The sequence below is a fragment of the Lonepinella sp. MS14435 genome (assembly GCF_042485795.1).
Classification (GTDB): domain Bacteria; phylum Pseudomonadota; class Gammaproteobacteria; order Enterobacterales; family Pasteurellaceae; genus Lonepinella.
Window position 1 is genome coordinate 2,162,336 of the sequence record NZ_CP169368.1, and the last position, 24,415, is coordinate 2,186,750.

General features: G+C 37.8%; 28 protein-coding genes and 1 tRNA gene. 16 read left to right on the plus strand and 13 right to left on the minus strand.

The window, feature by feature from the left end; all coding sequences use genetic code 11:
* Positions 1 to 6 precede the first annotated feature (6 nt).
* The gene (gene thrA / locus O1Q80_RS10230; RefSeq protein ID WP_386694885.1) at positions 7 to 2,457 is read right to left on the minus strand and encodes a bifunctional aspartate kinase/homoserine dehydrogenase I; all 2,451 of its coding nucleotides are present in this window, start codon (positions 2,455 to 2,457) and stop codon (positions 7 to 9) included.
* A 327-nt stretch (positions 2,458 to 2,784) separates the two neighbouring features.
* Between thrA and O1Q80_RS10235 the strand changes: the two genes are divergently transcribed.
* From O1Q80_RS10235 to rapZ, 6 genes are all read left to right on the plus strand, one after another.
* Positions 2,785 to 3,489 carry a YggS family pyridoxal phosphate-dependent enzyme gene (locus O1Q80_RS10235; RefSeq protein ID WP_386694887.1) on the plus strand — a complete coding sequence of 235 codons (705 nt, stop codon included), beginning with the start codon at positions 2,785 to 2,787 and terminating at the stop codon, positions 3,487 to 3,489.
* 67 nt (positions 3,490 to 3,556) lie between these two features.
* Entirely contained in the window at positions 3,557 to 4,159 is a 603-nt protein-coding gene (lptC, locus tag O1Q80_RS10240) for an LPS export ABC transporter periplasmic protein LptC (protein WP_386687578.1), read from the plus strand.
* The gene (gene lptA / locus O1Q80_RS10245) at positions 4,137 to 4,661 is read left to right on the plus strand and encodes a lipopolysaccharide transport periplasmic protein LptA (RefSeq protein ID WP_386690292.1); all 525 of its coding nucleotides are present in this window, start codon (positions 4,137 to 4,139) and stop codon (positions 4,659 to 4,661) included. The genes lptC and lptA overlap by 23 nt, the downstream gene beginning before the upstream one ends.
* 11 nt (positions 4,662 to 4,672) lie before the next feature.
* Positions 4,673 to 5,398, plus strand: a complete 726-nt coding sequence (gene lptB, locus O1Q80_RS10250; RefSeq protein ID WP_386687580.1) for an LPS export ABC transporter ATP-binding protein — start codon at positions 4,673 to 4,675, stop codon at positions 5,396 to 5,398.
* A gap of 11 nt (positions 5,399 to 5,409) precedes the next feature.
* Positions 5,410 to 5,904 (plus strand): PTS IIA-like nitrogen regulatory protein PtsN, encoded by a 495-nt coding sequence (gene ptsN, locus O1Q80_RS10255; protein WP_386694889.1) that lies wholly within the window; start codon positions 5,410 to 5,412, stop codon positions 5,902 to 5,904.
* A gap of 20 nt (positions 5,905 to 5,924) precedes the next feature.
* Positions 5,925 to 6,782 carry an RNase adapter RapZ gene (rapZ, locus tag O1Q80_RS10260; RefSeq protein WP_386687584.1) on the plus strand — a complete coding sequence of 286 codons (858 nt, stop codon included), beginning with the start codon at positions 5,925 to 5,927 and terminating at the stop codon, positions 6,780 to 6,782.
* Between the two features lie 63 nt (positions 6,783 to 6,845).
* Here rapZ and lipA read toward each other — a convergent pair whose 3' ends face one another.
* The 10 genes from lipA to O1Q80_RS10310 form a co-directional block, all read right to left on the minus strand.
* Positions 6,846 to 7,808 (minus strand): lipoyl synthase, encoded by a 963-nt coding sequence (lipA, locus tag O1Q80_RS10265; RefSeq protein ID WP_386694891.1) that lies wholly within the window; start codon positions 7,806 to 7,808, stop codon positions 6,846 to 6,848.
* Positions 7,809 to 7,840: 32 nt separating this feature from the next.
* Positions 7,841 to 8,512 (minus strand): lipoyl(octanoyl) transferase LipB, encoded by a 672-nt coding sequence (lipB, locus tag O1Q80_RS10270; protein ID WP_386687588.1) that lies wholly within the window; start codon positions 8,510 to 8,512, stop codon positions 7,841 to 7,843.
* A gap of 18 nt (positions 8,513 to 8,530) precedes the next feature.
* A complete protein-coding gene (gene ybeD / locus O1Q80_RS10275; RefSeq protein WP_386687590.1) occupies positions 8,531 to 8,836 on the minus strand; it encodes a DUF493 family protein YbeD in 306 nt (101 codons plus the stop codon).
* A gap of 82 nt (positions 8,837 to 8,918) precedes the next feature.
* Positions 8,919 to 10,100 (minus strand): serine hydrolase, encoded by a 1,182-nt coding sequence (locus tag O1Q80_RS10280; RefSeq protein WP_386687592.1) that lies wholly within the window; start codon positions 10,098 to 10,100, stop codon positions 8,919 to 8,921.
* 19 nt (positions 10,101 to 10,119) lie between these two features.
* On the minus strand, positions 10,120 to 10,608 hold the full coding sequence (locus O1Q80_RS10285; protein ID WP_386687594.1) for a septal ring lytic transglycosylase RlpA family protein: 489 nt from the start codon (positions 10,606 to 10,608) through the stop codon (positions 10,120 to 10,122).
* 53 nt (positions 10,609 to 10,661) lie between these two features.
* Positions 10,662 to 11,783, minus strand: coding sequence for a rod shape-determining protein RodA (rodA, locus tag O1Q80_RS10290; RefSeq protein ID WP_386694893.1), 1,122 nt, complete (start codon positions 11,781 to 11,783; stop codon positions 10,662 to 10,664).
* The gene (mrdA, locus tag O1Q80_RS10295) at positions 11,780 to 13,768 is read right to left on the minus strand and encodes a penicillin-binding protein 2 (protein WP_386694894.1); all 1,989 of its coding nucleotides are present in this window, start codon (positions 13,766 to 13,768) and stop codon (positions 11,780 to 11,782) included. Before mrdA ends, rodA begins: the two co-directional genes overlap by 4 nt.
* A 5-nt stretch (positions 13,769 to 13,773) precedes the next feature.
* Entirely contained in the window at positions 13,774 to 14,241 is a 468-nt protein-coding gene (rlmH, locus tag O1Q80_RS10300; RefSeq protein WP_386694896.1) for a 23S rRNA (pseudouridine(1915)-N(3))-methyltransferase RlmH, read from the minus strand.
* Between the two features lie 35 nt (positions 14,242 to 14,276).
* Positions 14,277 to 14,585, minus strand: a complete 309-nt coding sequence (gene rsfS, locus O1Q80_RS10305; RefSeq protein WP_386694898.1) for a ribosome silencing factor — start codon at positions 14,583 to 14,585, stop codon at positions 14,277 to 14,279.
* Between the two features lie 66 nt (positions 14,586 to 14,651).
* A tRNA-Ile gene (locus O1Q80_RS10310) sits at positions 14,652 to 14,728 on the minus strand.
* 177 nt (positions 14,729 to 14,905) lie between these two features.
* Here O1Q80_RS10310 and nanQ point away from each other — a divergent pair.
* The 7 genes from nanQ to rplI all read left to right on the plus strand — a co-directional run bounded on the left by nanQ (position 14,906) and on the right by rplI (position 18,547).
* Positions 14,906 to 15,376, plus strand: a complete 471-nt coding sequence (gene nanQ / locus O1Q80_RS10315) for an N-acetylneuraminate anomerase (protein ID WP_386687609.1) — start codon at positions 14,906 to 14,908, stop codon at positions 15,374 to 15,376.
* Between the two features lie 7 nt (positions 15,377 to 15,383).
* A complete protein-coding gene (gene mltF / locus O1Q80_RS10320) occupies positions 15,384 to 16,778 on the plus strand; it encodes a membrane-bound lytic murein transglycosylase MltF (protein ID WP_386687611.1) in 1,395 nt (464 codons plus the stop codon).
* A 38-nt stretch (positions 16,779 to 16,816) separates the two neighbouring features.
* Entirely contained in the window at positions 16,817 to 16,969 is a 153-nt protein-coding gene (locus O1Q80_RS10325) for a hypothetical protein (protein WP_386687613.1), read from the plus strand.
* A 177-nt stretch (positions 16,970 to 17,146) separates the two neighbouring features.
* The gene (rpsF, locus tag O1Q80_RS10330; RefSeq protein ID WP_386687615.1) at positions 17,147 to 17,527 is read left to right on the plus strand and encodes a 30S ribosomal protein S6; all 381 of its coding nucleotides are present in this window, start codon (positions 17,147 to 17,149) and stop codon (positions 17,525 to 17,527) included.
* Positions 17,514 to 17,840, plus strand: a complete 327-nt coding sequence (priB, locus tag O1Q80_RS10335; protein ID WP_386694900.1) for a primosomal replication protein N — start codon at positions 17,514 to 17,516, stop codon at positions 17,838 to 17,840. Before rpsF ends, priB begins: the two co-directional genes overlap by 14 nt.
* A 12-nt stretch (positions 17,841 to 17,852) precedes the next feature.
* A complete protein-coding gene (gene rpsR / locus O1Q80_RS10340) occupies positions 17,853 to 18,080 on the plus strand; it encodes a 30S ribosomal protein S18 (RefSeq protein ID WP_100288780.1) in 228 nt (75 codons plus the stop codon).
* Positions 18,081 to 18,097: 17 nt separating this feature from the next.
* Positions 18,098 to 18,547 (plus strand): 50S ribosomal protein L9, encoded by a 450-nt coding sequence (gene rplI / locus O1Q80_RS10345; protein WP_386687619.1) that lies wholly within the window; start codon positions 18,098 to 18,100, stop codon positions 18,545 to 18,547.
* A 33-nt stretch (positions 18,548 to 18,580) separates the two neighbouring features.
* Here rplI and O1Q80_RS10350 read toward each other — a convergent pair whose 3' ends face one another.
* Positions 18,581 to 19,336, minus strand: coding sequence for an FkbM family methyltransferase (locus tag O1Q80_RS10350; protein WP_386696192.1), 756 nt, complete (start codon positions 19,334 to 19,336; stop codon positions 18,581 to 18,583).
* A gap of 366 nt (positions 19,337 to 19,702) precedes the next feature.
* On the opposite strand from O1Q80_RS10350, the gene def reads away from it, so the two are divergent.
* Positions 19,703 to 20,218 carry a peptide deformylase gene (def, locus tag O1Q80_RS10355; protein ID WP_386694902.1) on the plus strand — a complete coding sequence of 172 codons (516 nt, stop codon included), beginning with the start codon at positions 19,703 to 19,705 and terminating at the stop codon, positions 20,216 to 20,218.
* A gap of 154 nt (positions 20,219 to 20,372) precedes the next feature.
* Here the strand turns inward: def and O1Q80_RS10360 are convergent, their stop codons facing one another.
* Positions 20,373 to 21,872, minus strand: a complete 1,500-nt coding sequence (locus O1Q80_RS10360; RefSeq protein ID WP_386694904.1) for a porin family protein — start codon at positions 21,870 to 21,872, stop codon at positions 20,373 to 20,375.
* Between the two features lie 174 nt (positions 21,873 to 22,046).
* On the opposite strand from O1Q80_RS10360, the gene fmt reads away from it, so the two are divergent.
* Together fmt and rsmB are read left to right on the plus strand one after the other, a co-directional pair.
* Positions 22,047 to 22,997 (plus strand): methionyl-tRNA formyltransferase, encoded by a 951-nt coding sequence (fmt, locus tag O1Q80_RS10365; protein ID WP_386694906.1) that lies wholly within the window; start codon positions 22,047 to 22,049, stop codon positions 22,995 to 22,997.
* Positions 22,994 to 24,358 (plus strand): 16S rRNA (cytosine(967)-C(5))-methyltransferase RsmB, encoded by a 1,365-nt coding sequence (gene rsmB, locus O1Q80_RS10370; protein WP_386694908.1) that lies wholly within the window; start codon positions 22,994 to 22,996, stop codon positions 24,356 to 24,358. The genes fmt and rsmB overlap by 4 nt, the downstream gene beginning before the upstream one ends.
* Positions 24,359 to 24,415: the final 57 nt, after the last annotated feature.

Sequence of the window (24,415 nt, forward strand, 5' to 3'; positions counted from 1 at the left end):
TTGTCCTTAGGATTTTAAGGTTCTTAAAATATCCGCAAAGATCCCTGCGGCAGTCACCGCATTACCTGCTCCGTAACCACGTAATAACAATGGAATTGGCTGATAATAGCGGGTATAGAACGCCAACGCATTTTCACCGTTTTTCACTTTATATAAAGGATCATCGCCGTCCACGGCGACAATAGACACCTTACATTTGCCATTTTCAATCTGACCCACATAACGCAATACTTTACCCTCGTCTTTGGCTTTTGCGACTCGCTCTGCAAATTCCGCATCTAATTGCGGTAACATAGCCATAAATTCATCGACATTTTTGCCTTCGCTAAAGCCTTTTGGTAGCACACTGTCCACTTCAATATCGGCTAATTCAAGGTTTAAACCAATTTCACGAGCTAAAATTAATAGCTTACGAGCAACATCAGTCCCCGATAAATCATCTCTTGGATCAGGTTCAGTAAAACCTTTTTCACGAGCAAGTGCGGTGATTTCTGATAAAGTTTTGCCCGTTTCTAATTCACCAAAAATAAAGGACAATGAACCGGATAAAATTCCGTTAAACTTTACCACATCATCGCCAGCCGCAAGCAGATTTTGCAAGTTTTCAATCACTGGCAAACCGGCGCCCACATTGGTGTCATACAAGAATTTACGTTGCGTGCCACGAGAATTTTCACGTAATAAATTATAATATTCCAGTTCTCTGGTGTTGGCTTTTTTATTTGGTGTCACCACATGGAAACCCTCTTTTAATGCTCGAGCATACAAAGCGGGGACGGAATCTGATGAAGTACAATCCACAAATACAGGATTGACCACATGATGTAATTTAATGAAAGACAATAACACATCAAAATCAGAAGGTTGGGTGGCATTGGCTAAATCTTCTTTCCAGCTATCTAAATTCAAGCCATTTTCATCTAACAACATTTTATTCGAATTGGCTAAGGCACAAACTCGAATTTCAATGTCCTTTTTTGCCAAATATTCCTGTTGACGTTTAATTTGTTCGATTAATTCACCGCCGACACCACCCACGCCGACTAAAAACATATCCACCACTTTTTTATTGTTAAACAATGCTTGATGGGTGGCTCGCACTGCTTCGATCGCTTTATTTAATGGCACCACCGCTGAAATAGAACGCTCTGAAGAACCTTGTGCAATGGCAACAATACTAATATTGGCACTGGCTAAGGCGGAGAAGAAATGTGCGGCAATCCCTTTGGCTTGTTTCATACCGTCACCCACTACGGAAATAATAGATAAATCCCCCATGACCTCTACAGGATCAAGTGCTTTAGTCGCAAGTTCAGGGGCAAATTCAGCATTTAATGCCGCCTTGGCTTTCTCTACCGCCTTAGTTTGCACACAGAAGCTAATGCTATATTCCGAAGAAGATTGGGTAATCAAAATCACTGATACCCCTGCTTTAGACATACTAGAAAAAACTCGAGCTGCCATACCTACCATGCCTTGCATACCTGCACCAGATACATTAAACATCGCAACATTATCAAGATTGGTAATGCCTTTAACCTGTAAGCCTTGGCTTTCTCGTTCTTTGCCATCAATCACCGAACCTGGAGCTTCAGGATTACCTGTATTCTTAATTAAACAAGGAATTTGCGGTTCAACCAAAGGACCAATAGTACGTGGGTGAATAACTTTGGCACCGAAATAGGAAAGCTCCATTGCTTCACGATAAGATAAACTTGGTAATAAACGAGCATCTGGTACTAAACGAGGATCACAAGTAAATACACCATCTACATCCGTCCAAATTTCACATACACTGGCATGTAAACAGGCTGCCAAACAAGCCGCTGAATAATCTGAACCATTACGTCCTAACAGCACGAGTTCGCCTTTTTCATTTCCTGCGGTAAAACCTGCCATTAATACGATATTTTTATTTGGAATGGATTTTGCATTGATACGTTGAGTAGATTCTGCAATATCTACACTACTTTCTAAATAAGAACCTTGTGCTAATAATTTTTCTACGGGATCAATAACCGTAACTTGATAACCACAAGCCTCAAACCATGCTTTCATCATCGCAATAGATAACTTCTCACCACGACAATCAATGGTTGCTTTCACTGCATCATCTACTTTACCTGCTTGGCGGATTTCCGTATCTAATTGTTTAATTTGAGCAAATTCCGCATCAATTAAGGATTTTGTGCCAGCTAAATCAAATTTATTATTTTTAGCATACAATCCATTGATAATATTATAGAAAATCTCAAGTGCTTCACTAAAATGATCTTCGGTTGGTTGATTTAGACTGGCTTTTTCTGAAATGGCGACAAGGTGGTTGGTGATTTTGGCAGGTGCCGATAAAACCCCTGCTGCCTGTTCTTCTAAATGGGCTTTTTCAATAAGCTCTGCTGCTTGTAAAAAACGTTCAGGGTTGGCTAAAGAAGTGCCACCAAATTTGAGTACTCGCATAATGTTTCCTTAATGTTGTGAATATTTAAAATATTATATAAAAAAACCCGCACTTTCTAGTCGTTGCGGGTTCTGTTGAATTCGATTACGCACTAACCCGCCCCATTCATCGTCATAATGGTGGTGGTCATAATCATCATGGTAAAAGTGCGGTTTAATTTCATTATTTTTTTCCGAAATTTTTAACTGATGCTAGAAATACCGAAATTTTATAGCATTGTCAAATAGAAAATAAAAAATAATGCTAAAAATTATCCTTGATGCTTATTTTTTAGAAATCAGCTAAAATAGGATTTTTAAATTGAAGATTATTGAACCCTGACAAAAATGCAAATTCAAGATAATTTAAACCATATTCATCAGCTCATCACTCAAGCGTGCCAACAAGCTAATCGCCTGCCAAATTCAGTGCAGTTATTAGCCGTATCAAAAACCAAAAGCATACCAGATATTCAACAAGCAATAGATGCTGGGCAACGTGCATTTGGCGAAAATTATGTGCAAGAAGGTATTGAAAAGATTCAATATTTCAATGCTCAGGGGGTTGCTTTAGAGTGGCATTTTATCGGTCCATTACAATCAAATAAATCTCGTCTAGTGGCTGAAAATTTTGATTGGATGCAAACGCTTGATCGTAGCAAAATTGCCGATCGTTTAAATCAACAACGCCCAGTTGAAAAAGCACCGTTAAATGTGTTAATTCAAATTAATATTAGCGATGAAAATAGCAAATCGGGTATTCAGCCTAACAAAATGTTGGCATTGGCAAAACACATCGAAAATTTACCGCACTTATGTTTGCGTGGATTAATGGCAATCCCAGCACCGACAGATAATATTGATCAACAAAAAATGGCATTGAGTGCGATGTATGCACTGTTTGAACAACTCAAAAAAGCCTTTCCAAATCAACAAATTGACACGCTCTCAATGGGTATGACTAGTGATATGGAAAGTGCTATTATTTGTGGATCAACTATGGTGCGAATTGGTACGGCGATTTTTGGTAAACGTAATTATTCAACTAACTAACGATTAAATTTAGTAAAACTATGCTATAATTTATCAATTTAACCCGATATTAATTTTAAGCACAAAAATGACTATTCGTTGGACAGCTATTCTGGCAACTGTAACATTAATCTTATTAGGCTGGTTTTACTCATTAAATCAGTCCGATAACGATTTAACTGACTTAATCAAAAAAGAAGAAAGCCCCGAATATGTCGGCAATCAAATGAGTGCTGTAGTTTACTCGCCGACAGGTGCTAAACAATATGTAGCAACCTCTAGCAAAGTAGAATATTACGAATATGATGGACATACCGATTTTCAAACACCGCTAGTATATTTATTTGATATTCAAAATGAAAAAACACAGCAAACTGAAAGCTGGAAATTAAGTGCTAACAAGGCAACCTTAACCAAAGACAATATGCTGTATTTAGAGGGTAATGTATTAGGCGAAAGTTTACTGCCATTGTCTAAATTACAACGTATTGAAACAGAAAGTGCGGTAGTAAATTTAACCACGCAAGACATTAGTTCCAATACACAAGTGAAAATTAACGGCTTAAATTTTAGCTCAACAGGACTGAAATTAACAGGCAATCTACAGCAACAAGTCGCAACATTGAAAGAACAGGTGAAAACTCACTATGAAATTAGCAAGCCAAATGATAAAACTCAAAATGCACAATAAAATTATTTTATTAACATCAATAATGCTGATGTCAGTTTCTGCATTTGCCTTAAAAGATGATACAAACCAACCGATTAGCATTACATCAGGCAATCAATCTTTAGATATGGAACATAACGTTGTTACCTTTACTGATAATGTGGTCATTACACAAGGTTCAATTTTAATTAAAGCGAATAAAGTGACGATCACTCGCCCTGCCGAAAATTCAGGTAAAAAAGAAACGGTGGAAGCCTTTGGTCATCCTGTCAGTTTTCACCAAATGTTAGACACTGGCAAGCCTGTTGATGGTCAGGCGAATAAAGTCCATTATGATTTAGGCACTGAATTTTTAACCTTAACAGGTAATGCTGAGTTAAAACAATTAGATAGCAAAATCAATGGTGAACGTATTACTTATGATGTTAAAAAACAACAGCTTAAAGCCAATGGTTCCAGTGGAACTCGTGTTAAAACCGTATTAATTCCAAATCAATTAAATGATAATAAAAAGAAAAAATAAGGTCGCTTAATATGTCTGTTTTATATGCTGAAAACCTAGCAAAAAGCTATAAAAACCGTAAAGTGGTTTCTGATGTCAGTTTTACCGTGCAATCAAATGAAATTGTGGGATTACTCGGACCAAACGGTGCAGGTAAAACCACATCCTTTTATATGGTGGTGGGATTGGTTCGTCACGATCAGGGTAAAATCACCATTGATGGTGAAGATATTAGTTTGCTGCCTATGCACAATCGAGCTCAAAAAGGGATTGGTTATTTACCTCAAGAAGCCTCTATTTTTCGCCGTTTGACGGTGTATGATAATTTAATGGCGGTACTAGAAATTCGTAAGGATTTAAATGCAGCTCAACGTCAAGCAAGAGCTGATGAATTAATTGATGAATTTAATATCGGGCATATTCGTGATAATTTAGGACAATCACTTTCTGGTGGTGAACGTCGCCGTGTGGAAATCGCACGTGCTTTAGCCGCTAACCCGAAATTTATTTTGTTAGATGAACCCTTTGCTGGGGTTGACCCAATTTCAGTTATCGACATCAAAAAAATCATCACCGATTTACGCAACCGTGGTCTAGGCGTGTTAATCACTGACCATAATGTGCGTGAAACCCTTGATGTATGCGAACGAGCTTATATTGTGAGTGCAGGACATATGATTGCCACAGGCACACCAAGCGAAGTCATGAATAATGAACAGGTTAAACGTGTTTATCTTGGTGAAGAATTTAAATTATAAAGAAGAAAAAAATGACAAAATTCACCGCACTTTTAACTCCTGAGAATATTCGCCAAGGCGTAATCTGTTCAAGTAAGAAAATAGCCTTTGAAATCGCTTCTGATATATTAGCTAAACAAGCTGAAATAGAGGGATTTGATGAAATCGAATGCTTTGAATATCTCTTTAATCGCGAAAAATTAGGTTCTACTGCGATTGGTAATGGTATTGCGATGCCACGGGCTCGCTTGCCTAAGGGAGAGAAAGTACTTGCGGTATTTCTACAATTAAGTACCCCGATTGATTATGAAGCCGCCGATAAACGAGAAGTGGATTTAATCCTAGCGATTATTATTCCAGAGCAACTCTGTCAAACTTATACCCCGATTTTGGTTGAATTAAGCGAAAAATTGAAAGATAAAACTCTTGATAAGCAGCTCAGATCAGCACAAAGTGCGGAAGAAATTTGGCAAATTTTTCAGCAACTTGATAATAAAGACCCCGAAGATTTGGATTTACCAAAGTAACCACATTATTGAGAAAAATTATGGAATTGATTATTGTGAGCGGACGCTCAGGTGCAGGGAAATCAGTCGCCTTGCGTGCTTTAGAAGATATTGGTTACTACTGTGTAGATAATTTACCCATTGAGTTACTTCCCCAACTGGCACAAATTCTCTCAAAAAACCAGCAGCTTGCTGCGGTCAGTGTAGATATCCGTAATTTACCTGACTCTGCAGAATCATTAGAACAGATGATTAACCTGCTATCAGAACAGCATCAAGTTAAAATTATTTTTCTTGATGCAAATCAAGATGTATTAATTAGACGTTATAGTGACTCTCGCCGCCCGCATCCACTTTCTTCGGTCAAAGATATCTCGCTTGAAGTGGCAATTAATGCGGAGCGTGACTACCTTGAGCCATTGTACCAACAAGCCAATATTATCATTGATACCACGGAATTATCGACTCACGAACTTGCCGAAAATTTACGTAATTTCTTGCGAGGTCAAAATAATAAAGAACTCAAAATTGTAGTGGAATCCTTTGGTTTTAAATATGGTATTCCGCTTGATGCTGATTATGTATTTGATGTACGTTTTCTGCCGAATCCACACTGGGATCCTGCATTACGTGCAATGACAGGATTAGATCAACCAGTCATTGATTTCTTAAAACGCCATACCGAAGTGCATAATTTTGTCTATCAAACACGTCATTTTATTGAAACTTGGTTACCAATGTTAGAAAAAAATAACCGTAGTTATTTGACCATTGCCGTTGGTTGTACTGGGGGAAAACACCGTTCAGTGTATATTGCAGAGCAAATTGGCAATTATTTTAAAAAGAAAGATAAAAATGTGTCAGTGGTACATCATTCGTTAAAACATAATTTAAAATAGTAGAAATGCGGTGAAAAAGTCTTAATTTTTCACCGCACTTTAGTCTAATCCAATCCTATAAGATTATTTCACAACCCCACCACTTGCCTGTAAATCGGCATGATAAGATGAACGCACAAAAGGTCCGCAAGCTGCATGTTCAAAGCCCATAGCTTCGGCTTTTTCACGCAGTTCGTCAAACTCAACTGGAGGCACGTAACGAGCAACAGGTAAATGATGACGACTTGGTTGTAAATATTGCCCCAATGTCAACATGGTCACGCCGTGTTTACGTAAATCTTGCATCACCTCTAAGATTTCTTCGTTGGTTTCACCTAATCCTACCATTAAGCCTGATTTAGTTGGAATGTCAGGGAAAACCTGTTTAAATCCTTGTAACAATTTTAATGACCAGTCATAATCTGCCCCAGGGCGAATTTCACGGTATAGACGTGGTACATTTTCCAAATTATGGTTAAACACATCAGGTGGATTTTCTTTCAAAATCTCAATCGCTTGTTCAATACGACCGCGAAAATCTGGTACTAGAATCTCAATTTTGGTATTTGGATTTAATGCACGAATTTCACGCACGGTAGCCGAAAAATGAGCGGCACCACGGTCAGTTAAATCATCACGATCCACTGAGGTAATCACCACATATTTTAATTTCATATCTTGCACTGTTTCCGCCACTTTCCGTGGTTCATCAGGATCTAATGGCAACGGTTTACCATGAGCCACATCACAGAATGGACAACGGCGAGTACAGATTGCCCCCATAATCATAAAAGTAGCAGTACCATGGTTAAAACATTCGTGTAAATTCGGGCAAGACGCTTCTTCACAAACAGAGTGTAACCCGTGACGACGCATACCGTTTTTAATACTATCAATTTTAGCTGAGTTGGCTGGCAATTTAATCTTCATCCATGCAGGTTTTTTTAATAATTCCTGATCGGGATCGATATTTTTGACCTGAATAATGGACGTTTTAGCCGCATCACGGTATTTAACGCCACGTTCCATTTTAAACGGAGTACCCATTTACTATCCTATCATCTATTTTAAACAAAAGTTTAATTGTTAAAATTTTGTTGCATATTATAGCCTAAAATTTCGCTAAAGTGTGAAACTAATTTTGGTGCAACTTTTTCACAGACAGCATCGGTAGGCTCAATAAAATCTGCTAGTTGGCACATTTCTAAGCCTACATAACCGCAAGGATTAATATAATGGAACGGTTGCAAATCCATGTTAATATTTAATGCCAAACCATGAAATGAGCAACCTTTACGAATTCGCAAACCAAGTGAACAGATTTTTTTTTCAGTACCGTTACAATCCACATATACACCAGGGGCATCTGCTTTCGGGTAAGATTGTACGCCATAGTTTGCTAAGGTTTTCACCACAGATTGTTCCAAGGCAGTGACTAAATGACGCACATTAAGATCTCGCCCTTCTGCTTTGTGACGTTTAATATCAATTAACACATACATGACCTGTTGCCCAAGTCCGTGATAGGTAATTTGCCCCCCTCGATCTGATTGCACCACGGGAATTTGACTCGCTTGCAATAAATGTTCTGGTTTGCCTGCCTGACCTTGAGTAAATACCGAGTTATGTTGCACTAGCCAAATTTCATCTGGCGTATGTTCATTACGTTGATCAGTAAATTCCTGCATTTTATGCCAAACATCTTGATAATCTTGTATGCCGAGTTGACGAACAATTAATGGAAGATTCATCCTTTTTCCTCAGTGAATTTACAGTACCATTCTTACACCATCAATTTTAGCCAATTCAATATAAAGAATTTCTACTTGCTCAATATTTTCCGCAATAATATCAATGGAAACGGAATTATATGTGCCTTTTGAACTAATATGTTCACGAGGATTATAATCTCCTTTAGCATATTTTTGCGTCACAACAACCACATCATCAATTAAATCAGGGCGATTCTTACCGACTACTTTAAAAGTGAATGGACAAGGAAAATCAAGAAGATCTTTTAATTGTTGTTGCGGAATATCGGCTAAATTAATTTCTTTTACGTTAATCTCTGTCATATTTTTCCTTAAATTTGCAAAAAAGCACCGCACTTTTTCTAAAGTGCGGTATATTTTTCTCAAATTTTTCTTATTTTATTATTTAAAACAAACCTTTGATCGTTAAAATCAGCCAATCCCAAGCTCGTCCAAAGATCCCAGCTTCAGCAACATCTTGCATCACCTGAACATTGATAGTTGCTACATCTTTACCGTCTAATTGATAAATCACTCTACCCACATTTTTCCCTTTCGCTAATGGGGCTTCAAGTTCTTTGTTGTCATATTCCACACGGACTTTTAAATCCGTTTGGCGACCTTTCGGGATAATAATAAAGCCGTCTTGTAATACACCTACTGGCACTTTATTTTCATCACCATAGTAAACGCTTTTTTCTTCAATAGCTTTACCAGCTTGCAAGGTTTTAATGGTTTCAAAACTATTAAAACCCCATTGTAATAATTTCTTGCTCTCAACTTCACGACCTTTATAAGTTGGCACGCCCATTACCACAGAAATTAATCTCATGTCACCATTATTCGTTGCAGATGCAACTAGATTATAGCCAGCCTGATCGGTATGCCCTGTTTTCATACCATCAACATTGATGGTTTTATCCCACAACAAGCCATTACGATTTGGTTGTTTAATTTTATTAAAAGTGAAGTCTTTTTCGGCGTAAATTTTATATTCTTCGGGTAAATCACGAATAATATGGGAACCAATAATCGCCATATCTCTGGCTGATGAATACTGATTTGGATCATCTAAACCATGTGGCGTGGTGAAATGCGTATTTTTTAAGCCAAACTTTTCTCCATATTGATTCATCATTTCAATAAATTTATCTGTTGTACCTGCCACATATTCCGCTATTGCAACACAAGCATCATTGCCTGAAACTACAATAATTCCACGGTTTAAATCTGCCACAGAAACTTGTTGATTTAAATTTAAGAACATTTTTGATGAATCAGGGAAATTTTTACCCCATGAACTTTCGCCAATCGTTACCATATCTGTTGGGCTAATTTTGCCTTGCTTAATAGCCGTACCAACCACATAACTCGTCATCATCTTGGTTAATGATGCTGGATATTGACGCTGATCTGGATTCAAAGTGGCTAATACTGTCCCCGAATTATAATCCATTAAAATATAAGTTTGAGCGTTGATTTGAGGCGGTGTAATACCAAAATCAAAATCTGCTAAACTAGCAAATGATAACGATAATAAACCTGAAGCCAAGACAATTTTGGTTTTTCTAAGTGAATTTTTTAACATTCCAATAATCCTTCAATACTTAATTACGAATAAGATGTAGTTTTTCTACTTTTACATTAGCTGTCCCCGAAGCAATCATACCAATTTGTGCTGCGGCGATTTTAGATAAATCAATAATTCTTGATTTAGCAAAAGGTCCTCGGTCATTAATTCTCACCACGACCTTACGATTATTTCTTAAATTAGTCACCAACACATAGGTTCCGATGGGTAAAGTTCGGTGTGCGGCGGTAAATTTAGCATCATCATAAATGTCGCCACTGGCAGTTTGACGACCATTAAATTTTTTATGGTAATAGCTCGCTTGACCCGTTTTCTCATAATGATAAGGACTAGAAGATAAATTGGTAGTATATTTTCTATCATTTACTACATAAATATCTTTCTCAATAGCCTGATACGATTTATTGGGATTAAAATGCTTGATTCTTATTGCTTGAGCAGACGAGGTACAAGCCGTCAAAAACACAGTTAAAAAGATTGCTAATAATAACTTAAATTTATTCATAAATTTTCCAAATTCGATAAATACCATTTTATATAGAGTCATCCAATAGGTATTTAGTTCCCTTCACCATAAAGACTTTTTGTTTTGTGAGTATGAATTGACATGACTAAACCAAAGCCTGCCATTAATGCCACAAACGATGTTCCACCGTAACTAACAAGGGGTAACGGCACACCTACAACAGGTAAAATACCACTGACCATACCAATATTCACAAAAATATACACAAAGAAAATCAAAAAGGTGGCTCCAGTCAAAATACGCCCAAAGGCATTTTTTGCTTGTGTCCCCATGAATAATCCACGGCTAATAATAAAAAAATAAATTGCCAATAGAATTAATACGCCAATTAAACCATGTTCTTCACTTAATACTGCAAAAATAAAATCCGTGTGCGGTTCAGGTAAAAATTCCAACTGAGATTGTGTGCCTGCCATCCAGCCTTTCCCCCAGATTCCTCCAGAACCAATGGCAATTTTCGATTGTAAAATATGATACCCTGCACCCAGAGGATCTTTTTCAGGATCGAACAAAGTCAATACTCTAGTACGCTGGTAATCATGCATCAAATAAAACCACATGATCGGAATAAAAGCAGCCAGTCCAACAACTGCGGCAAGAATAATCCACCAGCTCATGCCGGCTAAAAATACCACAAAAATACCAGAGGCACTGACTAAGATAGCCGTGCCTAAATCAGGCTGAAGTGCCACTAATACAGTGGGAAACATAATCATCAGAAAAGCAACTAAAGTTTCTTTCCAATTAATCGGCTGTTGGCGATTACCTAAATAAACGGCGACCATAAGCGGTACCGCTAATTTAACAATTTCTGATGGCTGAAAGCGAACTACGCCCAAATCCAACCAACGTTGCGCCCCTTTACTGGTAGTGCCGATTAAATCAACTAATACCAGCATAATCACCCCAGCAATATAAAGTATTGGTGCAATTTGTTGATAAAATCGAGGTGGTAACTGTGCCATAATAAACATCACCACAAAGCCCAAAATTACTTGAATCACCCGACTCTGAAACATCACTTCACTTGCCCCAGATGCACTGTAAAGCACTAATAAACCATAACCTGAGATTGCGATTAAACCAATCAATAGCCAAAAATCAAGGTGTAATTTTCCCCATAAATTTGGGATTAACGAAGGTTTATCATTCATTCTGCACTCTCCGTTTCTGTTGAATTTTGCACCGCACTTTCAGGGTTTGTTACACTCTCGGTATTTACTGGTTGCAGCGGTTGATTTATTTTAGGTAAACGTTGCAATAAATAATAATCCATAACTTGGCGTACAATCGGTGCGGCATTACTGGAACCACCACCTGCATTTTCTAGGATCACTGCAACAAGCACTTCTGGATTATCATAAGGTGCATAACCCATAAACCAAGCATGATCATGTAAGAATTTTTTCAGATTATGGGCATCATATTTTTGCCCTTCTTTCAAACTAAACACCTGTGCCGTACCTGATTTACCAGCAACATCATAAGCCGCACCAGCAAAGGCTTTACGTCCAGTTCCTGAACCTGAATGAACTACCCCATACATACCACGTTTTGCCGCTGCCCAAGCACTTTCTGCTGGTTCACGAATATCTTCATACAATAATGGATCTTTATAAGGTTCCACTGTTGAACCATTAATTTCTTTCATTAAGTGCGGTGTATTTACTCGACCATTATTAACCAATACAGCTAGTGCTTTGGCTAATTGTAATGGCGTTGCTGTCCAATATCCCTGTCCAATCCCAACTGGAATAGTGTCACCAATTACCCAAGATTTTTTATAGCGTTTTTGTTTCCATTCTCGATCTGGCATAATGGCAGCTGTTTCTTCTTTAATATCCACCCCTGTCGGCATACCAAAACCAAATTTTTTCATCCACTCAGATAAACGATCAATACCTAATTTATACGCTACTTGATAGAAATACGTATCGGAAGATTCAGTAATCGCCTTTTGTAAATCCGTATTACCATGCCCCGATTTCTTCCAGTCACGAAATCTTTTAGTGCTATTTGGCAGTATCCAATACCCAGGGTCAAAAACAGTGGTACTGGTTGTAATCACCCCTTCCGTTAAGGCTGCCACCGTTACAAATGGTTTGACCGTAGAAGCTGGTGGATATGCCCCCTGTGTGGCACGACTATACAATGGACGATCTTCATCATCTAATAAACGTTTATAATCTGCCCCCGAAATACCACCGACAAATAAATTATTATCATAACTAGGGCTAGACACCATCGCCAAAATACTGCTATCTTTTGGATCTAACACCACTACCGAGCCTTTCTGTTTAGCTAACAAATCCATAATAAATTGTTGCAAGGGCAAATCAATCGTGAGATGAATACTTTTTCCAGCAATCGGTTGTTGCTCGCTTAGTTTACGAATAACTCTGCCTTGGCTATTAATTTCAACCTGCTCATAGCCAGCCTGACCATGCAATTCATCTTCATAATAACGTTCAATACCCAATTTACCAATATCGGTAGTGCCAGAGTAATTTACATCTTTCTCTTCTTTTTTTAGTCGTTCCGCATCTTTATCATTAATCTTAGACACATAACCTAAAACATGGGTCATCGTTTCGCCATATAAATAATTACGTTTGAAATATGGGCGAATATCTGCACTTGGATAGTTATATTGATTTACCGCAAAACGAGCAATTTGTTCTTCATTTAAATTCGGTTTTAATAAAATGGAGGTGTATCTTGTGGAACGGCGGCGTTCTTTCTTAAATTGCTCAATGTCTTCATCGGTTAAGCCTACAATCATCCGCAATTCTTCAAAAGTGCGGTCTAAATTTTCGACTTTTTCTGGCACAATATACAAACCAAAGAACGTTAAATTTTCCGCCAATAACATACCATTACGGTCGTAAATCAAACCACGAGTAGGTGCTACTGGTAATAATTTAATTCGATTACCATTAGAACGTGTTTGATATTTTTCATAATCTACCACTTGTAAATGATACAAATTTATCAGCAACACAATGGTTAATACAAGCGTACCTATGAATGCCACCAATGCTCGCCGCACAAATAAATTAGATTCCAGCCGATTATCTCGAATCGATTCGTGACGTGGTTTAGCAAATAAAGCCGAGAATAATTGAGTTAACCAGTGCATAATTGTTATTCACGATGATAGGGGTGATTGGTAGTAAGTGACCAAGCCCGATATAGGCTTTCCGCCACCACCACACGCACTAAAGGATGTGGCAAAGTCAACGGTGATAATGACCAACTTTGCTCCGCCACAGCTTTACATTCTGGTGATAATCCCTCAGGACCACCAATTAATAAGCAAATATCCCGACCGTCATTTTTCCAGCTTTCTAATTGCTGTGCTAACTCTGTGGTTGACCAAGGTTTCCCAGGAATATCTAAGGTTACAATTTTGCCCTTACCGCAAGCCGCCAACATTGATTTACCCTCTTGCTCTAAAATACGCTTAATATCCACATTTTTACCACGCTTGCCCGCCACAATCTCTACCAATTCAAATGGCATATCTTTCGGAAAACGACGTTGATATTCTTCAAAGCCTGTTTTTACCCAGTCTGGCATTTTTGTTCCTACAGCGATCAGTTGTATTTTCATAAAAGTGCGGTCAATTTTTGCTTAATTTTAGGAAGTTAAGCCCAAAGTTTCTCAAGTTGATAAAGCTCACGGCTATCCGCTTGCATAATATGCACAATAGCTTGTCCAAAATCTACCACAACCCAATCAGCAGTGGCTTTGCCCTCTTCACCAAAGGTTTCAAAGCCAGCTTGTTTGCTTTCATCAATCAGTTTTTGAGCTAAGGAAGCGACATGGCGACTAGATGTTCCCGTGCAAATAATCATCTCATCAGTAATAGATGATTTCTTTCTCACATCAATGGTTTGAATATCAGTCGCTTTCAAATCATCTAATTTATTGATTAAAAAATCGGTTAAATTCATTATGTATTTTCTATGTTATATTAAAGTGGTAAATTTTAACACAGGATTGAAAGGATAGGAAATTTTTGGTGCCCCCTACCGGACTTGAACCAGTGACCAAGCGATTATGAGTCGCCTGCTCTAACCGACTGAGCTAAGGGGGCAATCAGAGAAGTGCGGTGATTATATGCAAAACTGTGATGTAAGTCTAGTTTTTCAAAAATATTCTGAATTATTCGTAGAATTTTTTAGCAAATTTATCAACGATTGTAGTATTATTTCCGTAATGCACATAAAGTGCGGTGAAAAAATAACTATTTTATCTATTAAGGAGAATCATAATGTTTACTGGCAATTTAACTAATGCAGACTACGCTCGTGGCTTACCAAAAGTGATCGTCGATGTGTGCGAACATTTAAAGACTTTGAATTTAGCTGGATTAGAAAATGGTCGTCACGATTTAACTGACGAAATTTATATGAACGTAATGTCGCCAGAAACGGGTGCGTCTGAAAGCAAAAAAGCTGAATTGCACCACGACTACATTGATGTGCAACTGTTAATTGAAGGGGCAGAAAACATTGAATATGGCATCGCCACACCTGATTTATCACGCTATGAAGAATATCATGCCGATGATGACTATCAAGTGACGGATAGTGAATTTGCTGATAAAAATACTATTCTCATGCGTCCAAATATGTTTGTCGTCTTTTTACCTTACGAACCGCATAAGCCTTGCGTTAATGTCAATGGTAAAGTGGCAAAATTGAAAAAACTTGTTGTCAAAGTCCCCGTTAAACTACTTTAATTCTTAAATGAAAGGACTATTTTTACGGATTGTGACAAGTATCGCATTATTGTTGTGGGCGATTGATATGGTTTTCCCTTGGCAACAAATAATGCGATCTGAATCTAACCATTATTCCAAGATTGTACAAAACAAAACTTTAGTGGTTGGCACAATTAATAATCCGGTTTCCTATTTTATTGATGCAAATGGCGAAACAGGATTAGAGTATGAACTTAGTAAAGCCTTTGCAGATTATCTCGGCGTTCAATTAGAAATCAAGACATTAGATAACAGCGAAGCATTATTTGATGCGTTAAACAATAATGAAATCGATATTGCGGCGGCAAATTTACTTTATCAAAGTAAAAAAACCGATAATTTCCAGATTGGTCCTTCTTATTATTCTGCATCTTGGCAATTAGTTTATCGTAAAGGTCAACCACGCCCGAGTTCGCTTGCTCAACTTTCAAATGAGGTAGTGATTGCTGGTGGTTCAGAATTAGAGAGTATTTTACAAGAAAAAAAAGAAACCATTCCAAAATTACGTTGGTCGATTGATAACAAACAAAGCCAAGAAGCATTATTATTACAAGTGGCGGAAGGAAAAATTGCCTATACCATTGCAAATTCTATTGATGTGTCCGCTATTCAACAAGTCAGACCGCAAATTGCGGTGGCTTTTGATGTTACTGACGAATCTACGGTGCATTGGTATTTGCCTAACAGCTCATATAATGAATTACAAGCTGCCTTATTAGACTTTATGAATGGGGCGATTGAAAATGGCTTAATTGCTCATATTGAAGAAAAATACTTTAATCATTTTTCTAAATTCGATTATGTGGATATGCGTTCTTATACCAACGCCATTGAAAATATTTTACCAAAATACTCCGCACTTTTCGAAAAATATCAGGGTGATTTAGACTGGCGATTATTGGCTGCCGTTGCTTATCAAGAATCTCATTGGGATAAAGATGCTACGTCACCTACTGGCGTACGTGGCATGATGATGCTAACCAAAGCCACCGCAGAACGTATGAAGATTAGGGATCGAACCGATCCAGAACAAAGCATTAAAGCCGGTTCAGAATATTTACATTGGCTAATTTCACAAGTGCCAGATAGTATTCCACAAGAAGATCGTATTTGGTATGCACTAGTAGGCTATAATATGGGCTTAGGTCACATGCTTGATATTCGCCGATTAACTAAAAATTTAGGTGGTGATCCCGATAATTGGTCAGATGTAAAAAATAATCTACCATTATTAGCCGAAAAACGTTATTACAGCAACTTAAAATATGGTTATGCTCGTGGTTATGAAGCCTTTCAATATGTGGAAAATATTCGCCGCTATATGAATAGCATTATCAATTATCATCGAGTACAAGAAAATCAACAAGAACAAGTTAATTAAGCAAAAGAACAAATTAATCGATCAAAAAAGAGGTAATTATGGCAGTAAAGCGTAAATCTCACTTAAAAAAAACCAATAAATCCTTTGCAGAACAAACTCGCAGAACAGCTCGTATTCGACGTTTAAGATCATCAAAACATAGCATTGCAATGCGTCATGCTCTAGTTTTTCATTCGCAACAAGAAAGTTAATTCTTTTTCACCGCACTTTTTTAAAGTGCGGTCTTTTTCTAGTCAATTTCTACTTGAATTCCCTTAATATTGCTGTATAATTCGCTCCCTACAGTCACATCCATTTTAGTTCCTTGCTTCCGCAAGATTGGTGACTGGTCTTACCGTCGGAGGCTGATTAACCCGTAAGGAGCAGTAATGCGTCACTACGAAATCGTATTTATGGTTCATCCGGACCAAAGCGAACAAGTACCAGGCATGATTGAACGTTATACAGGTTCTGTAACAGAAGCTGGCGGTCAAGTTCATCGCTTAGAAGATTGGGGTCGCCGTCAATTAGCTTACCCAATCAACAAATTACATAAAGCACATTATGTGCTAATGAATGTAGAAGCGCCTCAAGAAGTAATCGACGAGCTAGAAACAACATTCCGTTACAACGACGCTATTCTTCGTAACGTAATTATTCGTACTAAGCACGCCGTAACAGAAGCGTCCCCAATGGTTAAAGCCAAAGACGATCGTCGTCCAGCTTTAGCTGAAGTTGAAACCAACGATTTTGAGGATGCTGAGGAGTAATTTGAACATTGATAATCGTTTATCGTTAATCGGCACTGTCGCTGATTTACCCAAACGATCGAAAAGCCCGAACGGTATTGAACATTGCCGATTTTATTTAGAACATCGTTCCGAACAAATCGAAGTTGGACTAAAACGTCAAGCGTGGTGCAAAATATCAATCCAAATTAGTGGCAATCAATTAATTCAACTCACTCAAAGCATTACGGTCGGCAGCCAATTATTGGTAGTGGGCTTTATTAGCTCTCATAAACAAGCCAACGGCTTAAACCAATTAGTATTGCATGCCGAGCAAATCGAATTTATAGATTAGGAGACTAGCCAAATGGCACGTTATTTCCGTCGTCGTAAGTTCTGCCGTTTCACAGCGGAAAATGTAGTAGAAATCGATTATAAAGATATTCCTACATTAAAGAACTATATCACAGAGAGCGGCAAAATTGTCCCAAGCCGTATTACCGGTACTCGTGCGAAGTATCAACGTCAATTAGCCCGTGCAATCAAACGCGCTCGCTATTTAGCGTTACTTCCATACACTGACAATCATCAGTAATTAAGGAGAACACGGTAATGCAAGTAATTCTTTTAGATAAAATTGTTCACCTAGGTAACGTAGGTGATCAAGTAAATGTTAAATCAGGTTTTGCACGTAACTATCTAATCCCACAAGGAAAAGCTGTTATGGCAACCAAAGCTAACATTGAACACTTTGAAGCACGTCGTGCTGAATTAGAAGCAAAAGCAGCTGCAAATCTAGCGGAAGCACAAGCTCGTGCAGCACAAATCACCGCATTAGAATCAGTCACTATCGTTTCTAAAGCAGGTGACGGCGGTCGTTTATTCGGTTCTATCACCACTCGTGATGTAGCTGAAGCGGTAACGGCAGCTGGCGTGAAAGTAGAAAAATCAGAAGTTCGTTTATCCACTGGTCCTTTACGTACCATCGGTGATCACGACATTCGTTTCCAACTTCACGGTGAAGTATTCGCAGCAATAAACGTTATTGTTGTTGCAGAATAATTATTTATTATTTAGATTGAACGAAAAACCCAGCTACGCTGGGTTTTTTATAACAGTTGATTGTCCTAGTTGCATTATCGGTACCCGATTAAGCGTAGCCTCATTCACTGGTACTAAATAATCTGGCACGCCATTATTCTCAACGGCAGTGCAATGAAAACAAACAAAATTAGTATCTAATCCTTTTATCTCTTTTGAATTTTCAAAAAAATTGTTTTTCTGATAACGATTAGAAATAAACCAATAACAAGAATAATCAATTGATTCCAAATATCTTTTAGTGGATATAATAGAATCGCTATGAACCTCAATAAAAATAACTGGTTTATGTCTTGCAATTGTCTGTTTCGCACCAGCTAAGACTTTCAAGTCAAACCCTTCAGCATCAATTTTTAATAATCGCAATGATGCCAGTTTCTGAATCTCGGGATGACTATCTAAGGTAATTAAGGATATTGTTTCCCGATGTACTTCACCTACAAATTTACCTTCAGTACTAAATCCTTTATCAATGGAAAAACTACCATAATTCCAATCTGTTTGATAATCTGATGCTTCAATCTCGGTGTTTCCACATTCATCACTCACACCTTGATTATAGCAATAAACATTTAACAGATTATTTAACGTGATATTACAACATAAATGCTGAAAAACGATACGTTGCGGTTCAAAGCAAAACAATTTACCTTTCGGAATAAATTGAGCAATCGGCACAGCGTGCATCCCCTGATTTGAGCCGACTTCAATAACATTATCATGCTGATCCAATAACTTACCAAATAACATCACTTCAAGCTCAGACCATTCTCCATACTCTGTTGCCCAAAAACTAATTAAATCATGGGGTAATAATTTAAAATTACCATGTCTTAATTTTAGTACAGGGATTGATTGATTGATTGATTGATTGATTGATTGATTGATTGATTGATTGATTGATTGATTGATTGATTGATTGATTGATTGATTGATTGATTGATTGATTGTCCATTATATGTCCTCTATCATACTTGTCAACATTGTAGCTATATTACGTTATTATGTATGCAAAGAGAATAAAAATAATCCGCCAAAGTGCGGTTTATTTTCTCCTATTTTTCTATGAATCTGCTAAAATACGGTCACTTTTTTATTCTATATTATTTAACCATTATGAGCTTATTAAATATATTAATTTATCCCGATGAACAGCTACGTAATATTGCGGAGCCTGTCACTGAATTTAATGATGAATTACAAACTTTTATCGACAATATGTTTGAAACCATGTATGAACATGAAGGCATCGGACTAGCTGCAACACAAGTGAATGTACATAAACGTGTGATTACCATTGATATTGAAGGAGATAAAACCAATCAGATCGTATTGATCAATCCTGAAATTTTGGAAAGTTCGGGCGAAACGGGTATTGAAGAAGGTTGTTTATCCATTCCAGGTTTTCGTGGATTAGTGCCTCGCAAAGAAAAAGTGACGGTGAAAGCATTGAATCGTCAGGGTGAAGAATTTACCTTTGAAACAGATGGGTTATTGGCAATTTGTATTCAACATGAAATTGATCACTTAAATGGTGTGTTATTTGTAGATTATTTATCGCCACTCAAGCGTAACCGTATTAAAGAGAAATTAGTCAAATTACAAAAACAAATTGCTCGTGGTAATGCTTAAACTTAAGCAAAAAACACCGCACTTTCTCATCAAAAAGGGACGAACATCAACTATTCGTCCCTTATCAAATCTTTCATTTCTTGCTTGTAAATAATAGAACAATTTTTTATAAAGATATACCGTTTATAAGAACCCTAATAAACATAAAGCAAAATTAAAATCTTTTGCTTAATTCCAAATAAACCTGATGTTTATCATAGGTATAGAAAACGTGATTACTTTTAGTCTTATGATAGCTATAGGTTAAGCGTGGTGTAATGCCTTTGTAATGGAAAGCACGATGCCATACGGAAACTGCTGCTCCATATTCCTTATTACGTTGCGTAATATTAAAAATTGGCATCGGTCCTTTATAATGCTTTTGCCCATAACTTAAATTCACTCGAGTCGATAAACCTTTGCCCCATTCTTGTACCCAGCCTAGATTGATGGCTCGGCGAATATAGCTGTCATCCGCATCTCGAGTACTGGTGCGGTTGTAGCTTAAATTAACATACCAATATTGTTGAGCATTGCGTAAATAACTCAAGCCAGTAGAAATATAATGCGTGTTACCATTAAGATGCTTACGCTCGGTGTAACGTTGTTCACTGTATTGATAATTCGCTCGCCATTGCCATTTTGGATTAAGCCAATAGCTGAAACTCAGAGTACCGCCACCAGATTTGGAGAAACGTTTTAAACTTTCGCTTGTTTCACGTCCGCCAGCATAGAGTGTCTGCTCCATAAAAGGAATTAGGCTCAAATCGGAACGCCCTGTTTGATAGCCTAAACCCAAGCCACCGTGCATAGTCATTTCATTGAATTTTTTGTTATCCCAGTAATATTTACCATACAAAGAAAGATCTAATTGGTGATAAAACCCATTTCCCCACGACCATTTTTTGCTCGCATCAAGATTATAACCAAATCCTTGTGCAGATTCCCGTTTAGGTGGTATCCAATTACCATAAGTCGTGCCAGATTTTGGGGCATTATTAATGTTCGGATCATTTAAATACGTAAAACCACCGCCAAAACTCCAACGATCCTGTTGGTGAATGGCATTAATATAGGCATCAATCAACCCTGCCACATTAGGCGGGAGATTTTCACTACGCAATTTCTCAAATTGCCCTTCAGCAGCATCATATTCTTTGTTTTCAAATAACACTGTGGCTAACTGTAAACGGATTGGTAAAATATCGTTTTTATCTGCCAAGATCTCACGATATAAGCGGATAGACTGATTATAATTTTGCTCTTTTTTTGCCAAAATAGCTTGTTGCCACTGAGTTAATAGAGGGTCTTGCCATTTGGTGTCAATTTTCTGGTAAATAGGATATAAAATAGCCACTGTTTCCACATTGCCTTGAGCAAGTGCTGGTAGTAAGGCTCGAATTACTAATTCAGGCTGTTTAACCAGTTCTTCTTTAGTAATGGATAAAGAATGTGTTTCACCTTGAGCAATTTTTTGTGGTTTATTTTGTGCTGCTTGTTGTGATTGAATTTGCTGATCTAAACTTCTGTCACTCACACGTTGATCGTCAAAACGGCGATTAAATTCACGTTGCTGTTCATTTTGAGTTGAATCTTCTGCACCTAAAGCAAGAGTTGGAAATGCAACTAAAAATGCCAAAGCGAAAGTGGACTGCAAAAATGATTGGTGTTTCATTGTCTATCCTTAATTTTTTATAATGCGAATAGTTTACATTTATTTAACTTTTAGTGCAAACCGAACTGCAATTTAATCGTTTTTAACAAATAATTAAATTTAGTTGCATCCCATAGAAAGAAAACGCTATTATTTAATCCATTAACTCTCAACATAGCGTAGCACATTAATCTTATGCAAAAATTAAACATTATTTTCGCAGGCACGCCCGATTTTGCCGCACAACATTTACAAGCATTATTGAACTCCCAACACAATGTCATTGCTGTCTATACCCAACCCGACAAACCTGCGGGACGGGGCAAAAAACTACAAGCCAGCCCAGTAAAACAACTTGCCGAACAACATCATCTACCAGTTTATCAACCAAAATCCTTACGTAAAGAAGACGCTCAAGTTGAACTGGCAAGTTTAAATGCAGATGTCATGGTGGTGGTCGCTTATGGTTTAATTTTACCTTTAGCGGTATTACAAGCCCCTAAATTCGGTTGCTTAAATGTACATGGTTCGATTTTACCCCGTTGGCGAGGTGCAGCACCCATTCAACGTGCTATTTGGGCGGGCGATAAACAAACTGGTGTGACAATCATGCAAATGGATATCGGGTTAGACACGGGTGATATGTTGCATAAAGTCTATTGTGATATTGCATCAAAAGAAACTTCCGCTAGTCTGTATCATAAACTGGCAGAGCTTGCTCCAGCAGCATTGATCGAGGTGTTGGATAACTTAACCAACGACAAATTTTTACCAGAAAAACAAGATGATAGCCAGTCAACTTACGCAGATAAATTAAGCAAAGACGAGGCTCAATTAAATTGGCAATTATCTGCTGAACAGTTGGAACGCAATATTCGAGCATTTAATCCTGCTCCAGTCGCATTTTTGACCCTAAACATCAATGATGTGCAAGAGCGAGTAAAAATTTATCAAGCCGATGTATTACCGCATCAAGATAAAACTGCTGGTACTGTACTAGCTGTCGATAAAAAAGGGGTACAAATTGCGACTACGCAAGGTGTGTTGAATATTACCCAACTGCAACCTTCTGGCAAAAAACCGATGTCTGTACAAGATTTCCTAAATGGACGTGCCGACTGGTTTAAAGTAGGTGATGTGTTATGAGAACGCCAAAAAATTCGCCAAAAAACACCGCACTTTCAAGCCGAATCATGGAAGTCAGAGCGGTTTCTGCACAGGTCATTTTGCAAGTATTCGATCAGGGTAAGTCCTTATCGGCTTTAATTCCTGAAATCCAAAGCCAAGTAAAAGCTCAGGATTTACCATTATTGCAAGAAATCTGTTTCGGCATTTGCCGAGTGTTGCCACGTTTAGAATGGATTATTCGTTTATTGGTAGATAAGCCGTTAAAAGGGAAAACTCGCATTGTGCATTGTTTATTGTTGGTAGGATTATATCAAATACTCTACACCAGAATTCCTGCTCATGCGGCAATTAATGAAGTGGTGAATGCCACTAAAATACTCAAATGTGAGAGTTTCCGTGGGTTAATTAATGGCGTATTACGTCGTTTCTTACGAGAACAAGATGAAGTCTTAACAGTAGTCGATAAACACTGGCAGACCAATCACCCTGAATGGCTAGTGAATAAATTGAAGAAAGCCTATCCAAACTGGCGTGACATTATTGCAGCAAATAATCAAAAACCACCGATGTGGATTCGTGTTAATCCGCAACATTGCACAGCGAAAGACTATCAGCAGCTACTATTAGCGGAAACCGAGTTAGTCAGTTTTACTGATAATAATCCTTATGCCTTACGTTTGGCTCAACCAACTGCGGTGCAAAAATTACCTTATTTTGCAGATGGTTGGGTAACAGTACAAGATCTACACGCTCAATGGTCAGCCATTTTACTGGGTGGACAAAATGGCGAATTGATTTTAGATGCTTGTTCTGCTCCAGGGGGAAAGGCTACTCATATTTTAGAACTGGCTCCGCAAGCTAAAGTGGTAGCATTAGATGTCGAGCAGAGTCGTTTAAAACGTGTCGAAGAAAATTTAGCTCGCTTACAACAAAAAGCCTTGGTGATTTGTGGTGATGCAAGTCAGCCTGAACAATGGTTGCCACAGGTAGCAAAGTCTATTATCGGCAAGCAAACTGCGGTGCAATTTGATCGAATTTTATTAGATGCTCCTTGTTCTGCCACTGGAGTTATTCGCCGTCACCCTGATATTAAATGGTTGCGTCAAGAAAATGATATTGATCAGTTAGTTCAACTACAGAAAAAAATTCTCACTGCACTTTGGGCGAAGTTAAAACCAAATGGGATCTTGCTTTATGCGACTTGTTCCGTGCTACCCGAAGAAAATAACCAACAAATTACACAATTCTTAATAGAAAATAGAGATGCGAAGCTGGAAGCATTGCCATTTGATCAAATTGATGGTGAAATTGGTATGCAACTTTTACCAACAGAATTAGGTGGAGATGGGTTTTATTATGCGAAATTAAGGAAAATTTAGTTTTCCTATCTCAGCGTTTCACCTAGATTTTCCGTGTTGAGAACGGAAAAATGAGAA